Annotated in this window: 11 protein-coding genes; 2 read left to right on the forward strand and 9 right to left on the reverse strand. The window is 67.5% G+C overall.

Going from position 1 to position 16405, the window contains the following annotated elements:
- Positions 1-77 precede the first annotated feature (77 nt).
- The 4 genes from gatB to DFP89_RS02410 form a co-directional block, all read right to left on the reverse strand.
- Positions 78-1592, reverse strand: a complete 1515-nt coding sequence (gatB, locus tag DFP89_RS02390) for an Asp-tRNA(Asn)/Glu-tRNA(Gln) amidotransferase subunit GatB (protein ID WP_114347761.1) — start codon at positions 1590-1592, stop codon at positions 78-80.
- 83 nt (positions 1593-1675) lie between these two features.
- The gene (locus tag DFP89_RS21230; RefSeq protein ID WP_245948570.1) at positions 1676-2197 is read right to left on the reverse strand and encodes a hypothetical protein; all 522 of its coding nucleotides are present in this window, start codon (positions 2195-2197) and stop codon (positions 1676-1678) included.
- Between the two features lie 68 nt (positions 2198-2265).
- A complete protein-coding gene (locus tag DFP89_RS02405; protein WP_114347764.1) occupies positions 2266-4221 on the reverse strand; it encodes a cation:proton antiporter domain-containing protein in 1956 nt (651 codons plus the stop codon).
- Entirely contained in the window at positions 4221-7505 is a 3285-nt protein-coding gene (locus tag DFP89_RS02410) for a hypothetical protein (protein ID WP_114347765.1), read from the reverse strand. The genes DFP89_RS02405 and DFP89_RS02410 overlap by 1 nt, the downstream gene beginning before the upstream one ends.
- Before the next feature lie 198 nt (positions 7506-7703).
- On the opposite strand from DFP89_RS02410, the gene DFP89_RS02415 reads away from it, so the two are divergent.
- On the forward strand, positions 7704-8555 hold the full coding sequence (locus tag DFP89_RS02415; RefSeq protein ID WP_114347766.1) for an SIMPL domain-containing protein: 852 nt from the start codon (positions 7704-7706) through the stop codon (positions 8553-8555).
- 117 nt (positions 8556-8672) lie between these two features.
- On the opposite strand, the gene DFP89_RS02420 is transcribed toward DFP89_RS02415, so the two are convergent.
- Entirely contained in the window at positions 8673-9959 is a 1287-nt protein-coding gene (locus tag DFP89_RS02420) for an O-acetylhomoserine aminocarboxypropyltransferase/cysteine synthase family protein (protein ID WP_114347767.1), read from the reverse strand.
- Between the two features lie 184 nt (positions 9960-10143).
- Between DFP89_RS02420 and DFP89_RS02425 the strand changes: the two genes are divergently transcribed.
- Entirely contained in the window at positions 10144-10737 is a 594-nt protein-coding gene (locus DFP89_RS02425; protein ID WP_220269792.1) for a glutathione S-transferase family protein, read from the forward strand.
- Between the two features lie 6 nt (positions 10738-10743).
- Here DFP89_RS02425 and iolB read toward each other — a convergent pair whose 3' ends face one another.
- The 4 genes from iolB to DFP89_RS02445 all read right to left on the reverse strand — a co-directional run bounded on the left by iolB (position 10744) and on the right by DFP89_RS02445 (position 16399).
- Entirely contained in the window at positions 10744-11553 is an 810-nt protein-coding gene (gene iolB / locus DFP89_RS02430; protein ID WP_114347768.1) for a 5-deoxy-glucuronate isomerase, read from the reverse strand.
- Positions 11554-11629: 76 nt separating this feature from the next.
- On the reverse strand, positions 11630-12541 hold the full coding sequence (gene iolE / locus DFP89_RS02435) for a myo-inosose-2 dehydratase (RefSeq protein WP_114347769.1): 912 nt from the start codon (positions 12539-12541) through the stop codon (positions 11630-11632).
- A gap of 11 nt (positions 12542-12552) precedes the next feature.
- A complete protein-coding gene (iolD, locus tag DFP89_RS02440; protein ID WP_114347770.1) occupies positions 12553-14391 on the reverse strand; it encodes a 3D-(3,5/4)-trihydroxycyclohexane-1,2-dione acylhydrolase (decyclizing) in 1839 nt (612 codons plus the stop codon).
- Between the two features lie 94 nt (positions 14392-14485).
- Positions 14486-16399, reverse strand: coding sequence for a bifunctional 5-dehydro-2-deoxygluconokinase/5-dehydro-2-deoxyphosphogluconate aldolase (locus tag DFP89_RS02445; protein ID WP_114347771.1), 1914 nt, complete (start codon positions 16397-16399; stop codon positions 14486-14488).
- Positions 16400-16405 lie beyond the last annotated feature (6 nt).

The following is a 16405-nucleotide window of genomic DNA, read 5'->3' on the forward strand; positions in this document are numbered from 1 at the left end:
GCTTGGTCCTTTCTGTCTGGGAGTGGTGCGTGCGAGCACGCACCCTACGCTTGGGGGTGCGCGCACGCGCCTTCAGGTCAAAGGCCCAGCTTCTTGCCGACCAGATCCTGCACGGCGGCGGGGTTCGCTTTGCCGCCGGTAGCCTTCAGCACCTGACCGACGAACCAGCCCGCAAGCTTGGGGTTGGCCTTGGCCTTTTCTACCTGCGCGGGGTTCGCGGCGATGATCTCGTCCACGGCGGCCTCGATGGCGCCAAGGTCGGTGACCTGTTTCATGCCGCGCGCCTCGACGATCTGGGCCGGGTCGCCGCCCTCGGTCCAGAGGATCTCGAACAGGTCCTTGGCGATCTTGCCCGAGATCGCGCCCGAGGCGATCAGGTCGATCACGCCGCCCAGTTGGGCTGCGGAAATCGGCGAGGTCTCGATGGTCAGGCCCTCTTTGTTCAGGCGGCCGAACAGCTCGTTGATGACCCAGTTCGCGGCCTGCTTGCCGTCGCGGCCCTGTGCCACGGCCTCGAAATAGTCGGCATTCTCGACCTCGGCGGTCAGCACGCCCGCGTCATACTCCGACAGGCCCAAGGCCTCGACAAAGCGGGCTTTCTTGGCATCCGGCAGTTCGGGCATGTCGGCGGCGATACCGTCCACCCAAGCCTGTTCGATTTCCAGGGGCAGCAGGTCGGGATCGGGGAAGTAGCGGTAGTCGTGGGCTTCTTCTTTCGAGCGCATCGAACGGGTTTCGCCGCGATCCGGATCGTAAAGGCGGGTTTCCTGCACGACCTTGCCGCCATCCTCGACGATGGCGATCTGGCGGCGGGCCTCATAGTCGATGGCGGCTTGGATGAAGCGCAGCGAGTTCATGTTCTTGATCTCGCAACGGGTGCCGAGATGGCTGAAATCGCCGGTTTCCTGATAACGCTCATAGGCGCCGGGCGGGCAGATCGAGACGTTGACGTCGGCGCGCAGGTTGCCGTTCTGCATATTGCCGTCGCAGGTGCCCAGATAGCGCATGATCTGGCGCAGTTTCGCGACATAGGCGGCGGCTTCCTCGGGGCCGCGGATGTCGGGGCGGCTGACGATCTCCATCAGCGCGACGCCGGTGCGGTTCAGGTCCACAAAGGACATGTTGGGGTCCATGTCATGGATCGACTTTCCCGCGTCCTGCTCCAGATGGATGCGTTCGATGCGCACGCGGCGGGCGATGCCGGGGCCCATGTCCACGATCACCTCGCCCTCGCCCACGATGGGGTGGTAAAGCTGGCTGATCTGATAGCCCTGCGGCAGGTCGGGATAGAAATAGTTCTTGCGGTCAAAGGCCGAGCGCAGGTTGATCGCAGCCTTGATCCCAAGGCCGGTCTTGACCGCCTGCGCCACGCAGAATTCGTTGATCACCGGCAGCATACCCGGCATGGCGGCATCAACGAAGGCCACATGGCTGTTGGGTTCCGCGCCGAAACCGGTCGAGGCGCCGGAAAACAGCTTGGCGTTCGAGGCGACCTGGGCATGAACCTCCAGCCCGATGACCAGTTCCCAGTCCTGCTTCGCACCCTGAATGACTTTGGGTTCGGGGGCGGTATAGGTCAGATGGTCAAGCATGGCATTTCCCTTGGCAAGATTGCCTGTCTTTTAGGGGCTACGCGCCGGGCGGGCAAGGGTCGCGCACAGGGAGCGCCGCGAGGCTACAGCTTCATGCCCCGGCTGATTTCCTCAAGCGCGTCGCGCTGGCGCGGGCTTAACCCGCCGCCAGCCTGCCCGACATCGTTCAGGACCGCCAGCAGCGGCTGAAAGCCCGCCTTGTCAAGCTGGTACAGGCGTTTGGTCAGGCGCGGAATGGCGGTCTGCGCTCCCTTGCATTCGCTGACCAGCCAGCGACCGACGATCATCAGCTCTTCGGCACGGGTCTGGGTTTCATGGCAATTGCGCGCGATGGAATCGGTCAGCACGCGCTGCTGCTCGGCCGTTGGCAGCGAGGACAGCTCAAGAAAGGCAATGCCAAGGCCGGCAATGGCCAATGCGGGTTCATCGACGCTTTCGACCGGATGCAGGTTCAGGCGGCGATTGAAGCCAAGGCGGCGCGCGGCGGCAACGACATCGCCCGCCATCTCGGCCAGATCGCGCGACACCTGCGCCGCCGCGCGGATGCGCCAGGCCCAGACCCCGGCAGCCATGACCAGTCCCAGAAACGCGATAATGAACGGCATGACTTTTCTTTCCTCGTGAACAATTCCGCGATCAACGCCACGAAAGCTAGCGGTCACGCGGGATCAGGTCAATCGGACCAGCCGCGCCCGCCGGGGCGTCCCGGCCGTTCCTGGCGGGTCGGCTGGGTCAGCCCGTGTTCGGGGGCCTCGTCATCATCGTCACCCGGGTCGTCGACGACTGGCCCGGCGCTGGGACCATGCGAAAAGCGCTCGACCAGCGCGGCCTCGAGCTGACTGTTGAGATTGCGGCTGAGCTGGACGTAATCGGGGTTTTCGTCCAGCGGCACGCCGGGCTTCCAGACCTCGGCCAGTTGCCGCAGATGGGCGCGGTCCATGCGGTAATAGATACGCTCAAGCTCCGAGGCCTCATAGGGCGACAGGCCCGCCTGTTCCAGCACATAGCGCCCGGCGCGCAGCGAGCTGTCAAAGGCCTCGCGCACGATGTGATCGGCACCGGCATCGTAAAGCTGGAACACGTTCACCCGGTCACGGGCGCGGGAAATGACGATGATGTCGGGGCGCTTTTCCTTGGCATAGCGCACAAGGCGCAGGTTCGCCTCGGGGTCGTCAAGGGCCGCGACCAGCACCTGCGCCTTGTCGAGGCCGGCGGCGGCCAGAATCTCGGGGCGGGTGGGGTCGCCGAAATAGCCCTTGAAGCCGAAACGGCGCATGAGCTGGATCACCTCAAGGTCGTAATCCAGAACCGTGGTCTGAAAGCCCGACATGGTGACAAGGCGGTTCACCACCTGCCCGAAGCGCCCGACGCCGGCGATGATGATGGGCTGCTGTTCCTCGATCACGTCGGGGATGTCGGCGGCGCGTTCCTCGGCCAGACGGCGCGAGATGTAATCCGACAGGATGAAAAGCAAGGGCGTGGCCAGCATCGACAGCGCGATGACCAGCAAAAAGCCCTGCGCCAGGGCGCGCGGCAGGATCGCCAGCGACACCGCATAGGACAAAAGGACAAAGCCGAATTCGCCCGCCTGCGCCAGGGACAGCGTGAACAGCGTCCTGTCCCTGCCCTGCAATCCGGTGACGCGGGCGATGCCATGCAGGATCGCGGCCTTGATGGCGATCAGGACGATGGTGATGCCCATCACCGTCACCGGCCGCTCGAACAGGATCTGGAAATTCATCCCGGCGCCGACGGTGATGAAGAACAGCCCCAGAAGCAGGCCCTTGAAGGGGGCGATCTGACCTTCGAGATTGTGGCGGAACTCGGACCCGGCCAGCATGACGCCGGCCAGGAAGGTGCCAAGCGCGGGCGAGAGGCCAACCGATTCCATCAGCGAGGCGATGCCCACCACGATCAGCAGCGCCAGCGCGGTGTCCAGCTCATTCAGGCGCGCGGCATGGACATAGCGAAACAGCGGCCGGATCAGGTATTGGCCGATCAGGATGACGGCGGCGACCGCGCCCAGCGTCACCAGCGCCGCCCCCCAGCCGGGCAGGCTGTGCATGAAATCGGCGCCGCCATGGGCGTCGCCCTCGGCCCCCGGAACGACGCGCGTGGCCAGAAGCGGCATCAGCGCGATCATCGGGATCACCGCGATATCCTGCGTCAGCAGCACCGCGAATGCGCTGCGCCCGCCCGCCGTCTGCATCAGCTGCTTTTCCGACAGGGTCTGCAGGACGATGGCGGTCGAGCTCAAGGACAGGATCATTCCCAGCGTGATCGCGATCTGCCAGCTTTGGTTCAGCGCCACGCAAACCAGCGTCAGTGCCGCCACCGTGCCCAGGATCTGCATCCCGGCCAGCCCGATCAGGCGCTTGCGCATCTGCCACAGCGTCCTCGGCTCAAGCTCAAGCCCGATCAGGAACAGCATCATCACCACGCCGAATTCGGCGAAATGCTGCAGGTCCGCCATCTCGCCTTCGCTGCCCGCCAGCCCCAGGACCGGACCGATCAGGATGCCGGCGACCAGATAGCCCAGCACCGATCCCAGCCCCATCCGTGCCGATAGCGGCACCGCGATGATCATGGTCGTCAGGTAGATGGTGGCGACCAGCAGGAAGGATTCCATCAGCGCCCGTCCAGCATCCGCAATTCATGCACGCGACCGGACTTCACATAGGTGATGCGCCCGTCGCCGATCGAGTTGATGGTGCCGCCATCGATGCGGTCGCCCAGGCGCACGGTCACGATCTTGCCATTGCGCAGCCGGATCAGCGCCCGGCTGGCCTTACCGGCGCCGATGATGCCGATGACCGTGGTGCGGCCCGGGTTCATGCCGCGCCTCTGGGTCGCGGATTTCGCCACCGAGGCCGAGGTCACGCCCTTGGACAGCGCCGCCGCCTCGACCTCGGGTTCGTCGTCGACCTCTGGCGGCTTGTATTTCTGGCGGCTGGCCAGCGCGGCGCGTTCCTCGGCCTCGGCCTGGGCACGGGCGCGGGCCTCGGCCTGGGCGCGGGCCTGCGCCTCGGCCTGGGCATCGGCCTGGGCGCGGGCGCGGACGCGCGCCTCGGCCTGGGCCTGCAACTGTTCGTCCAGCCGGCGCCGCTCGGCCAGTTCGGCCTCGCTGGGGCCGTCCGGCTCTGCGGCCGCAGGTGCCGCATCCGGCGCGGTCACCGGCTCTGCCGCCGCCGCGGGCGCGTCGCCACGCCGGGGTGGCAAGGGCGAAGTCGCCAGCGCCGAAAGCTGCACGCCGCCCGGCGTCGCGGGCGACGCATCGACAGCGGCGGCAATGGCGGCATTGACCGCCGCGTCCGACATCCCTGTGGCGGATCCGCCGCCCGAACCGGGGCGCGCCCTCGGCCGGTCGGAGCTACGCAAAAGCCCGCCCGAATCCCGGGCGGGCGCAGCAACGGTTCCGGCACGCTGCGGCTTGTCAGGTGGCGAGTTCGTCGCGGATCGCAGTGCCGCGTCGATGGCCGAAGCGCTGGCAGCATCATTGGCCGAGGCAGGCGCATCGCCGGCATGGCCGGGTGGCTTGCGGACGGGTCTGGCCTGCGCCAGCCGGTTGTCTGAGGCAAGCTGCCCCGGCAGCGCCTGCGCGGCGCTCACCTCTGGCTGGCCCAGGGCGCGCCGAAGCTGGCGCAGCTGCTGCTGTTCGGCGGGGGTCAAGGCCGCGCCTTCATCCTCGATCAGCTCCGGCGTTGAGCCCTCGGGACGGCCCGGCGGGCGGGCCGAGCCACGCAGGCGCGGGCCGTTGCTGGCCGTGGCCGCAGAAGCCGGGGTGGCTTCGGCCGCTGGCGCGGTGGCACTGACGGTGCTGGACGCGGGGGCCGCAGCGGCCGAGGGACGCGCGCGGGCGCGTTCCGGCGGGCGGGCACTGGCCTTGGGTTGGGCACGACGCTGGGTCGCCTCGAAAGGCAACGGATTCTCCGGCACCTTGGGCGCCGCGTCCTTGCTGGGCGTACTGGTTTGCGGCGTGCTGCGGCGGGGTGCAAGCTGCGGCCGGGCCGAGCTTTTCAACCGTGCCGGCGCGGCGGATTCGACAGCCGCACGCAGGGCCTGCTCGACCGCAGCCTGCTGGCTGGTCGCCACGGGCGCGGCGGGTGCCGTCCGGGCCGGGCGGGCCGCCGGCGCCGGCGCGGCGGCAATAGCCTGCGTCCCGGCGGGCTGGGTCTCAGGTAGCGTCTCGGGGGATGTCGTCGGTGCCGTGGCGGTTTCGGCAGCAACCTCGCCTGCGGGTTCAGACTGCACCGCCGCTCCGGCCGAAGGCGGCACCACGGCGGCGGCAACGGCGGCAGCAGCGACCATGACCCGCCGGCGCTCCTCCTCGGTCAGGGCCGAGACCAGATTGCCGGGCGGGACCGCTTGCACCGCCGTTGCGGTCGGCGCAGCGATCACGGCCGGCGCGGCCTCTGCAGGGGCGGCAGGTTCGGACATGGCAGGAGCAGCCGTCTCGACCGGCGCGGCAGCCACTTCTGGCGTGGTCGCAGGCGCGGCCTCGGGGACGATGGCCTCCGCGCTGTCTTGCGGCGCCGCGACCCCGGCCGGGTCATTCACCGCATTTCCGGGCACCGCGGCGGCGGGTTCGGTCTGGGTCGCGACCGGGGGGGCGGTCCCCTCGGCAACCTCGTGATCCGGGACCAGGAAGGCCCAGATCAGGATCAGGCCGACGACCAGCGCGCCGAGCATGGCGACCAGCTCCAGCAACCCGCCGCGTTCGCCGGGGCGGCGTTGCATCGGGGCCTGAGCCTCGTCGGCCAGGCGGGCCTGACGGGCTTCTGCGGCGCGTTCATGCACGGCCTGCGCGCGCGGGTTCATCGCGGCGCGCGAGATTGCCGGTTCAGGCTTGCCGTGGGTCGCGCGGACCGGGGCATGGCGCACGACCGGCGGCACCTTGGCCGTGGTCTCGGCTTCAGCCGTGGCGGCTTTGCCGACCATGTCGGCCGGCTGCGCCTTGGCGGAGCGATCCGCCTCTATCGGCGCGGCAAGGTCCGAAGCCTCGGCCTCGGTGACGCCTTGCGGTTCGGCCGATGGCGTATCGGTTGCGGCAGCGGTCTCGGTGGTGGCGGTTTCGGTGGCGGCGACGTCGGCGCTTGCCGACAGAGCGGCCTTTGCCCCGTCATCCGCCTGCATATCGGCTGCGGTCGGAATCGCCGGTTTGGCCTCGGGGGTCGCCGCGACGGCCGGTTCGGCCGGCAGCTCGGCGGGGGTATCGCTGCGGCGAGCGGTTTCCGAGGGCTGGGCATCGGCGCCCAGATCAAGATCCAGAGCGCCCTGCGCGTCCTCCTGCTGCGGCTCGGGATCTTGCGGGGTGTCCTCGGACGGGTCCGGCTCGATCATCAGTGCGGCAGCGGTGACGCCCGCGCGCGCCGGATCCATCGCCGGGCGCGGGCGCGACGGCGCCTGCAAGGCAAAGACCGGCTCGCCGGAAAAGCTGTCATCGCCGGGCGCGGCGCGGAAGATGCGGCCGTCAAAACCGTATTGGCGGGCAAAATCGCCGGCCTCGCGCAGGGTCTGGCGCGCGACGGCGGCAACGCGCACGCTGTCGCCATCCCCCTCCCAGTCGAAGGCCAGATCCTCGATCGCATAGGGGGTCAGCCCGTCCAGCGCGCGGGCCACCGCCTTTTCGCGGTCGGCGCCGGGGGCGACGGTCAGCGTGGTGTAAAGGATCTGGTCGTCGGGGATCAGCAGCGTGACCGGCAGCGCGCTGTCGGCAAGCCCGCCCTCGGCCTGCGCCATGCCGCGCAGCCGGGTGAACTCGTCATGGAAGGCCGCCGAATCAAATTCGACCGAGCCCAGATGCCGCCATGCGCCGGGCACCTGGGCATCCGCGGCAGGTCTTTCGCGCCGTTGCAGATGCACGGCATCCTCGCTGAACGAGAGGGCATATTCGGGGGCGGACTCGAGCGACATCTATAGGCTTGGCCTTGCAATTCCGGGCGCCGGGGCGCGTCTTCACGATGAATAGTGACGGACTACCCCAGAATGCGTTCCGTGAAAAGCCAAACACCATATTGTGAGGCATCCAAAGCCAACATTCACACGTTATAGCGCCACGGAAGACATTCCCCGGCGACGACACCCGTCCCGGGCCAAGGAGTAAAGAGCAGCATGCCCCCCATTCGCCCCCTTCTGGCCGCCGCAACGCTGATCGCGCTGGGTGCCGCACCCCTTGCCGCACAGACGCCCGCGCCCGACGCCCCGCAGCCCCCGACGATGATGGAGCATCACGGCATGAAACATCACGGCAAGCATCATGGCCCCATGGCGCGGCTGACCGTCGGCGGTCAGGGCCAGGCCACGACCCAGCCGGATCTGGCCACCATCAACCTGGGCGTCAGCACCCGCGCCGCCACCGCCGCCGAAGCCATGGCCAAGAATGCCGAGGCCCAGGCCAAGGTGATCGAGACGCTGAAGGCCGAAGGGATCGAGGCGCGCGACATCCAGACCGCCGGGCTGAACCTCGCGCCGATGATGGATTACAGCGACGATGGACAGCCGCCGAAGCTGACCGGCTATGCGGCGCAAAACAGCGTCACCGTGCGGGTGCGCGACATTGCCGGGCTGGGCACGGTTCTGGACAAGCTGATCGCCTCGGGCGCCAATGAGGTCAGCGGTATCACCTTCTCGCGCGAGGACATGACCGCGACCGAGGACGAGGCCCGCACGAAGGCCGTTGCCGATGCCCGACGCCGCGCCGAGACCATGGCCGAGGCCGCCGGCATGAAGCTGGGGCCGCTGATGGCGCTGTCGGACGTGCCCATGGACAGCGGCCCGATGCCGATGCCGCGCATGGCCATGGCCGCCGAGGCCAAGATGGGCGGCGCCCCGATCGAGGCGGGCGAGCTGGCCGTCACCACCAGCGTGACCGCCATCTATGCGCTGCACCCGGCCGACGCGCCCGAGGGTGAGGGCGAGGCTGAAGCCGGGGACATGCCCGAGGGCGAAGCCCCCGCGAACTGAAGTTCGAGGTTTGTAGCGTAACGAGTACCCGATTTCCCAGTGGAACGAGTAGCAAAGGCGGCAAGACTTTTCCTGCCGCCTTTTTTGTGCGCGCTCCTTTTGCCGCGACCTGCCCCGTCAAGCCGTGGCGGCGGCCAGCGCCTGATCCAGATCGGCGATGATGTCGGCGGCGTCCTCGATCCCGATCGAGAGGCGCACCACATCCGGCCCGGCCCCCGCCGCAACCTTTTGCGCATCCGTCAGCTGGCTATGCGTGGTCGAGGCGGAATGAATGACCAGCGAGCGCGCATCGCCCAGATTGGCGACATGGCTGAAAAGCTTGAGATTATCGACCAGCTTCACCGCCGCGTCATAGCCGCCCTTGATCGAAAAGGTGAACAGCGCCCCCGCGCCCTTGGGATAGACCCGCCGCGCGGTCGCGTTCCAGGGCGACGAGGCCAGCCCCGCATAGGTGACCGAGGTCACGCGCGGGTCGCGTTCCAGCCATTCGGCGACCTTCTCGGCATTTTCGACATGGCGCGGCATGCGCAGGCCCAGGGTCTCGATCCCCATCAGCGTGTAATGGGCGGCCTGCGGGTTCATGGTCATGCCCAGATCGCGCAGCCCGATGGCGATGCCGTGAAAGGTAAAGGCCATCGGCCCCAGCGCCTCGTGGAACTTCAGCCCGTGATAGGCGGGTTCGGGCGCCGACAGGCTGGGGAACTTGCCGGATGCCGACCAGTCGAACTTGCCGCTGTCGACCACGACGCCGCCTGTTACGGTGCCATTCCCGGTCATGTATTTGGTCAGGCTGTGGACGACCAGCGTCGCGCCCATCTCGATGGGCTTGCACAGATAGGGCGTCGCCAGCGTGTTGTCGACGATCAGCGGCAGCCCCGCCGCATCGGCGACCTGCGCCACCGCCGGAATGTCGGTGACATAGCCGCCGGGATTGCTGATCGATTCGCAAAAGATCGCCCGGGTATCGTCGTCGACGGCGGCCCGCAGCGCCTCGAGATCGTCGAAATCGACGAATTTGCACGACCAGCCAAAGCGGCGGATGGTCTGGCTGAACTGGGTGATGGTGCCGCCGTAAAGCCGGGTCGAGGCGATAATATTGCAGCCCGGCCCCATCAGCGGAAACAGCGCCATGATCTGCGCCGCGTGCCCCGATGAGCAACAGACCGCGCCCGCGCCCCCCTCCATCGCGGCGATGCGCGCCTGCAGGGCGGCGACCGTCGGATTGGTCAGGCGCGAATAGATATAGCCGACCTCTTGCAGGCCGAACAGCCGCGCCGCATGGGCCGCGTCTTTGAACACATAGGCCGTGGTCTGATAGATCGGCACCTGACGCGCCCCGGTCGCGGGATCGGGTGCGGCGCCGGCATGGATGGCGGTGGTGTCGAAACCCCAGTTCTCGGACATGGAAAGCTCTCCCCGTTGATTTGGCGGCAGGTTAGGCGCAAGCGGCGCCGAAAGGGAACAGCTTTCCTGAGGGATGCGGCGAAAGGACAGGGGCGTGAACCGGGGCCCGGACTTGACCCCGCACCCGAACCGGGGCCAGATCGCGGCCATGATACCGGCATTCCCGGCATGAGGCATCGACCCGATGGCACTGGAACTGTTCTACTCGCAACCCTCGCCCTATGTGCGCAAGGTCCGCGCCGCCGCCATCGAGATCGGCACCGAACTGACACTGATCCCCGCCAGCGCCAGCCCGGTCGCGCGCTCGCCCGATCTGGTGGCGGCAAACCCGCTGGGCAAGGTGCCCTGCCTGCGGCTGGCGGATGGCGAGTTGCTCTATGACAGCCGGGTAATCTGCCGCTATCTCGGGGCGGAGAGCCGGCTTTACCCGCGGGGCGCCGGCGAATGGCGCACCCTGCGCCGCGAAGCCTTGGCCGATGGTGTGCTGGATGCCGCGCTGCTCGCCCGCTACGAGACCTTCCTGCGCCCCGAGCCCCTGCGCTGGCAGGACTGGCTGGAGGGCCAGCTGGCCAAGGTCAGCGCAGCGCTTGACGTGATGGAGGCAGACGCGCCGAATGCCGATGCCCCCGATATCGGCGACATCGCCACGGCCTGCGCGCTCTTCTATCTCGATTTCCGCTTTCCGCAGCTGAACTGGCGCGAGCGCCATCCCGCCCTTGCCGATTTCGCCGCCGTGATCGAGGCGCGCCCGTCATTTCAGCAGACGCGCCCGGAATGATCCGGCTCAGACGGCGTCGCGGCGCATGATCTCCTCGACCTCGGGCGCGGGGATGAAGCGCCAGTTCCGGCGCGGCCCGGCCATGACGTTCAGATAGTAAAGCTCGAACCCGTAAGGCGCGCCGCAGGGATGATGGCCGCGCGGGACGCAGACCACGTCGCCGTCGCGCACCGCCATCACCTCGTCCAGACTGCCATCGTCAGTATAGACGCGCTGCACGGCCCAGCCATCGGCGGGATTCAGGCGGTGATAATAAGTCTCTTCCAGATAGGTGATGCGCGGAAAGTCGTCCTCGTCATGGCGGTGGCTCGGATAGGACGACCAGTTGCCAGCGGGGGTAAAGACCTCGGTCACCAGCAGGCTGTCGCAGTAATCCTCGGCCTCCATGGCGATATTGTTGATCCAGCGGGTATTGGCGCCCTTGCCGCGTTGGGTCAGGGTGATACCCTCCGGCCCGATGCGGCGCGCCTCGTGCCCGCCCCTGCCCGGCGCTGCACAGACGGCGATCACGCAATCGGTCTCAGCCACGGCCCGCCAATCCTGCCCGTTCGGAACATAAAGACAATGCGGCGGGGTCTTTTCGAACACATCCATGCGCTCGCCCAGAACACCCCAATCCCGGCCAGCAGCTTCGATGTGCGCCTTGCCCTCGACCATGACCAGAATGACCTCATTCGCGCCGGTCGCCTCGGCGGCATCCTCACCCGCCCGCAGCCGGTAAAGCGAAAAGCCGACATGGCGCCAGCCGACAGATTGCGGGGTGATCTCATGCACCTTGCCATGCGTGCCAAAGGGTCTGCGAAGAAGTGTGCTCATCACCCTGCCTCATCTTTCATGTTCAAATATCCTCGGGGGGTCCGGGGGGCCGAGGCCCCCCGTGCCGACAGCGCATTCAGGCGGCGACAGTTCGGTCCAGCCCCGCCTCGCGCGCCGCGGCCTTCAGCGATTTCAGCCCCAGCGACTGGTATTGCAGCGGATTGCGCAGCTCGGGATCCTGCTCGGCCTCGATCACCAGCCAGCCGTCATAGCCGGCACCGGCCAGGATCTTCAGCAGCGGCACGAAATCGATCGCCCCCTCGGCATCGCCGGGCACGGTAAAGGCCCCGGCCAGCACGCCATTCAGGAATGACATATTCTCGGCCCGGACCCGCTCGGTCACCGGGCGGCGGATGTTCTTGGCATGGAAATGCGCCACGCGCCCGACATGGCGCGCGAGCACTTCCTCGGGATTGCCGCCACCAAAGGTGCAATGCCCGGCATCAAACAGCAGATGCGCGGCCGGCCCGGTCGCGGCCATGAAGGCGTCGATCTCCTCGGGGCTTTCGACCACCGTGCCCATGTGATGGTGATAGGCAAGCGTGATCCCCTGGCTTGCCAGATAGGCGGCGAATTCCTCGATCTTCGCCCCAAACTCCGCCATTTCCCCGGCCGACAGCCGCGGGCGGTCATTCACCGCCACATCGGGCTTGCCATGCACGGTGTTCGAGCATTCGCAAACGATGCAGACCTTGCAGCCATTGGCCTTGAGCTTGGCCAGATGCCCCTGCACGGCCTCGATCTCCTCGGCGACCGAGCGCGTCAGCAGCTCGGTCGAATACCAGCCCGAGATGAACTTCAAGCCATAACGCCCAAGAAGCTCCTTCAGCGCCTGCGGATCGTCGGGCCAGCGATGGCCGTTCTCGATGCCGTCAAAGCCGATGACCTGCCCGGCCTCATGCAGGATCTGCTCGGTCGGGATGTTCGCGCCGATGGACTGGTCGTCGTCATTGGCCCAGGCGATGGGATTGGTGCCATATAGGATCATGCTCTTCTTCCTCAGTTCACAAGGCTCTGATGCGCGGCGTTTTCCAGATAGCGCGCATAGGCCTGTTTCAGTTTCTCGGTATCGCCGACGGCGGGCACGGCGACGTCCCACCAATGGCCGGCGGCTTTCAGCCCGTCGCCCGGACCCGGCGCGGCGGTGGTGTCGATGACGATCACGGTCGGAATGTCGCGCGAGCGCGCCGCCTTGATCTGCGCCTCCAGATCGGCAATCCCCGAGGCCTTGACCGCATGCGCCCCCATGCTCGCGGCATGGGCGACGAAATCGATCTGCGGCTGGGTCTCGATATTGCTGTCGACATACATGTTGTTGAAGGCCGCGCCGCCGCAATTCTGCTGCAACCGGTTGATGCAGCCATAGCCGCGATTGTCGGTCAGGATGACGGTAAAGGGCACCCGCCGCATTACCGCCGTCGCCAGTTCCGAATTGGCCATCATGTAGCTGCCATCGCCGACAAAGCAGAAGACCTCGCGATCCGGCCGCGCCAGCTTCAGCCCCAAGGCGCCCGCGACCTCATAGCCCATGCAGCTATAGCCGTATTCCATGTGATAGCCGCCCTGGGACGGCTGCCACAGCAGCTTCAGCGCCCCGGGCATGGTGCCTGCCGCGCACATGGCGATGCTCTCGGGCGTCGAGGCCCGCTGCACCGCACCGATCACCTGCGCGTCGGTCGGCAGCTGATTGCCCTCAGTTGGGGCGGCGCAATGCGCGTCGACCGCCGCCAGCCACTCGGCCCGCGCCGCCGGATCGGCACCCCCGGCACGATAGCCGCCCAGGGCCGCGCCCAGCTTCTCCAGCGCCACGCGCGCATCCGCGACAAGGCTGACCCCGCCATGCTTGGCGGCGTCATAGGGCTGGACGTTGATCGACACCAGCTTCGCCTGCGGAAACAGCGTGCGTGAGCCGGTGGTGAAATCCTGCAGCCGCGTGCCGATCCCAAGGATCAAGTCCGCCTTGCCCGCCTGCGCATTCGCCGCCGCCGAGCCATCGACGCCCGCGGCGCCGTAATTCAGCGGATGCGCCTGCGCCAGCGAGGACTTGCCGGCCTGGGTCTCGATCACCGGGATATCGTGGCGGCTGGCGAACTCCCCCAGCGCCGCCTCGGCCCCGGAATAGATCACACCGCCCCCGGCCACGATGACAGGGGCCTTGGCGGCGCGGATCAGCGCCACCACCTCGGCCAGCTCCGCCGCATCCGGCTCGGGCCGGCGGATGCGCCAGACGCGGGGGACAAAGAACGCCTCGGGCCAGTCGTGGGCCTCGGCCTGAACATCCTGACAGAAGGCCAGACAGACCGGCCCGCAATTCGCCGGATCGGTCATCACCCGCAAGGCGCGCGGCAGCGCGGTCAGCAATTGCTCGGGCCGGGTGATGCGGTCGAAATAGCGCACCACGGGGCGGAAGCAGTCATTGGCGCTGACCGTGCCATCGTCGAAGTCCTCGACCTGCTGCAAGACCGGATCCGGACGGCGATTGGCAAAGACGTCGCCGGCAATGAACAGGACCGGCAACCGGTTCACATGCGCCAGCGCCGCCGCCGTCACCATGTTCGTGGCCCCCGGCCCGATCGAGCTGGTCACCGCCTGCGCCCGCCTGCGCCCCTGCCCCTTGGCATAGGCAATGGCGGCATGGGCCATGGTCTGTTCGTTCTGGCCGCGCCAGGTCGGCAGAGCCGCGCCGATCCCGTGCAGGGCCTCGCCCAGCCCGGCCACGTTGCCATGGCCAAAGATCGCCCAGACGCCCTCGATAAAGCGCTCACCCTCTTCGGTCATCTGCACCGACAGCCAGCGCACCATGGCCTGCGCCGCGGTCAACCTGATCGTCCCGCTCATCTCGTCACCTCAACGCCCATTCTTTCATGTCCAAATATCCCGGGGGAATCCGGCGCCAGCCGGATGGGGGCAGCGCCCCCGTCCTTCCCCGCGCTCATGCCGCCGCTGCCCGCGCCTGATCCCAGATCGCGCAAAGCCGGGCATAACGCTCGGCCATCCGCGCCACCGCCTCGTCGTCGCCGATGCGCCCGGCCAGCCAGTCCCGCGCCACCTCGCCAAAGATGGTGCGCCCGACCGCAAAGCCCCGGACCAGCGGGAATGCCGCCGCGACCTTGAAGCTGGCCGCAAGCTCGGCCTCGGGCGCATCCAGCCCCAGAACCACGATGCCACGGGTGTGACGGTCGTGATCCTCGATGGCCGCGATGGCGTTCTGCCAGGCGGCTTCGGTCGTCATCGGCTCCAGCTTCCACCAGTCGGGATAAACGCCGATGGCATAGAATTGCCGGATCAGCGTCGCCGTGGTCATGTCATCCACCGGCGCCACCTTCGAGGGGATGATCTCCAGCAGGAATTCCAGCCCGTTGCGGCGCGAGGCCTGAAACAGGCGCTTGACCGTCGCCTCCTGCGCCGCGCGCGTCGCGGCATCGTCGTCGGGATGGCAGAAGCACAGCACCTTGACCACGTTCTCGCGCGCCCAGGCCTCAAGCCCGCCGCAATCGGCGCCCAGTTCCGGTTCCAGCTCCAGCGGGCGCGAGCTCGGCCATTCGCAAGGCCGCCCGATCCACAGCCCCGTCCCCGAGGCCGCATGCAGCGCCCGCTTGCCGATGCGGTTGTCGCACAGGATGCCATGGCCGCCCTGCCCGTCCGCGACCTGCAACGCCGCCTTCAGGCACAGTTCCTTGAAGGCGCCGCCCTTTTCCAGCGTATAGCCCGGCATGTCCTCAAGCTGCTTGCGATGATCAAAGGCAAAGACCCGCATCGTGGTCCAGTCGCCGCCCATCCGGCCCTGCCGGTTCGTCGCCCAATGGATCTGTTCCAGCTCGGCATCGTTGCGCAGATCGGGACGGATCACGCCACGTTCCAGAAAGAACTCCAGTTCCGTCAGCGAGGGATAGGCCGGGGTGCAGCCATGGCGGCTAACGGCAAAGGCGCCGCAGGCATTGGCGTATTTCAGCGCCGTCGGCCAATCGGCCCCGTCAAGCCACCCCTTCATCAGCCCCGAGAAGAACCCGTCGCCCGCACCCAGAACGTTGAAGACCTCGATCGGAAAGCCCGGTCCGGTCTGGCCGTCATCCAGACTGTCGGGGATCGCGCCGGTGAATGCCACCGCACCCCTGGCGCCGCGCTTGCAGACCAGCACCGCGCCCGAGACCGCGCGCACATTGCGCAGCGCCTCTACCGTATCGGTGGAGCCGCCGGCGATGTGGAACTCTTCCTCGGTGCCGACGATCAGGTCGAACAGATGCAGCGTTGCCTGAAGTTTGGCGGTGACGGCGGCACTTTCGACAAAGCGGCTTTCGCCGTCGCCATGCCCCGCCACACCCCAGAGGTTCGGGCGATAGTCGATATCCAGCGCCGTCTGCGCACCGTGCTTGCGGGCCAGCTCCAGCGCTTTCAGCACTGCGGCAGCGGTGCGGGGGTTCGACAGATGCGTGCCGGTGGCCAGCACCGAGCGCGTCTGCGCAATGAAACCCTCGTCGATATCCTCTTCGCTCAGCGCCATGTCAGCGCAGTTCTCGCGATAGAAGATCAGCGGGAACTGTTCCTCGTCACGGATACCCAGAATGACCAGCGCGGTCAGCCGCTCGGGGTCGGTGGCGACGCCGCGCGTAACGACGCCCTCGCGCGCCAACTGCTCGCGGATGAAGCGGCCCATATGCTCGTCGCCGACGCGGGTGATCACCGCCGATTTCAGCCCCAGCCGCGCCGTCCCGCAGGCGATATTCGTGGGTGAGCCGCCGATATACTTGGCGAACGACCCCATATCCTCAAGACGGCCCCCAATCTGCGACCCGTAAAGGTCAACCGACGAACGCCCAATCGTGATCACATCCAACGTCTTCATCATACCCTC

The sequence above is a fragment of the Paracoccus lutimaris genome (assembly GCF_003337565.1).
In the GTDB taxonomy this organism is placed as follows: domain Bacteria; phylum Pseudomonadota; class Alphaproteobacteria; order Rhodobacterales; family Rhodobacteraceae; genus Paracoccus; species Paracoccus lutimaris.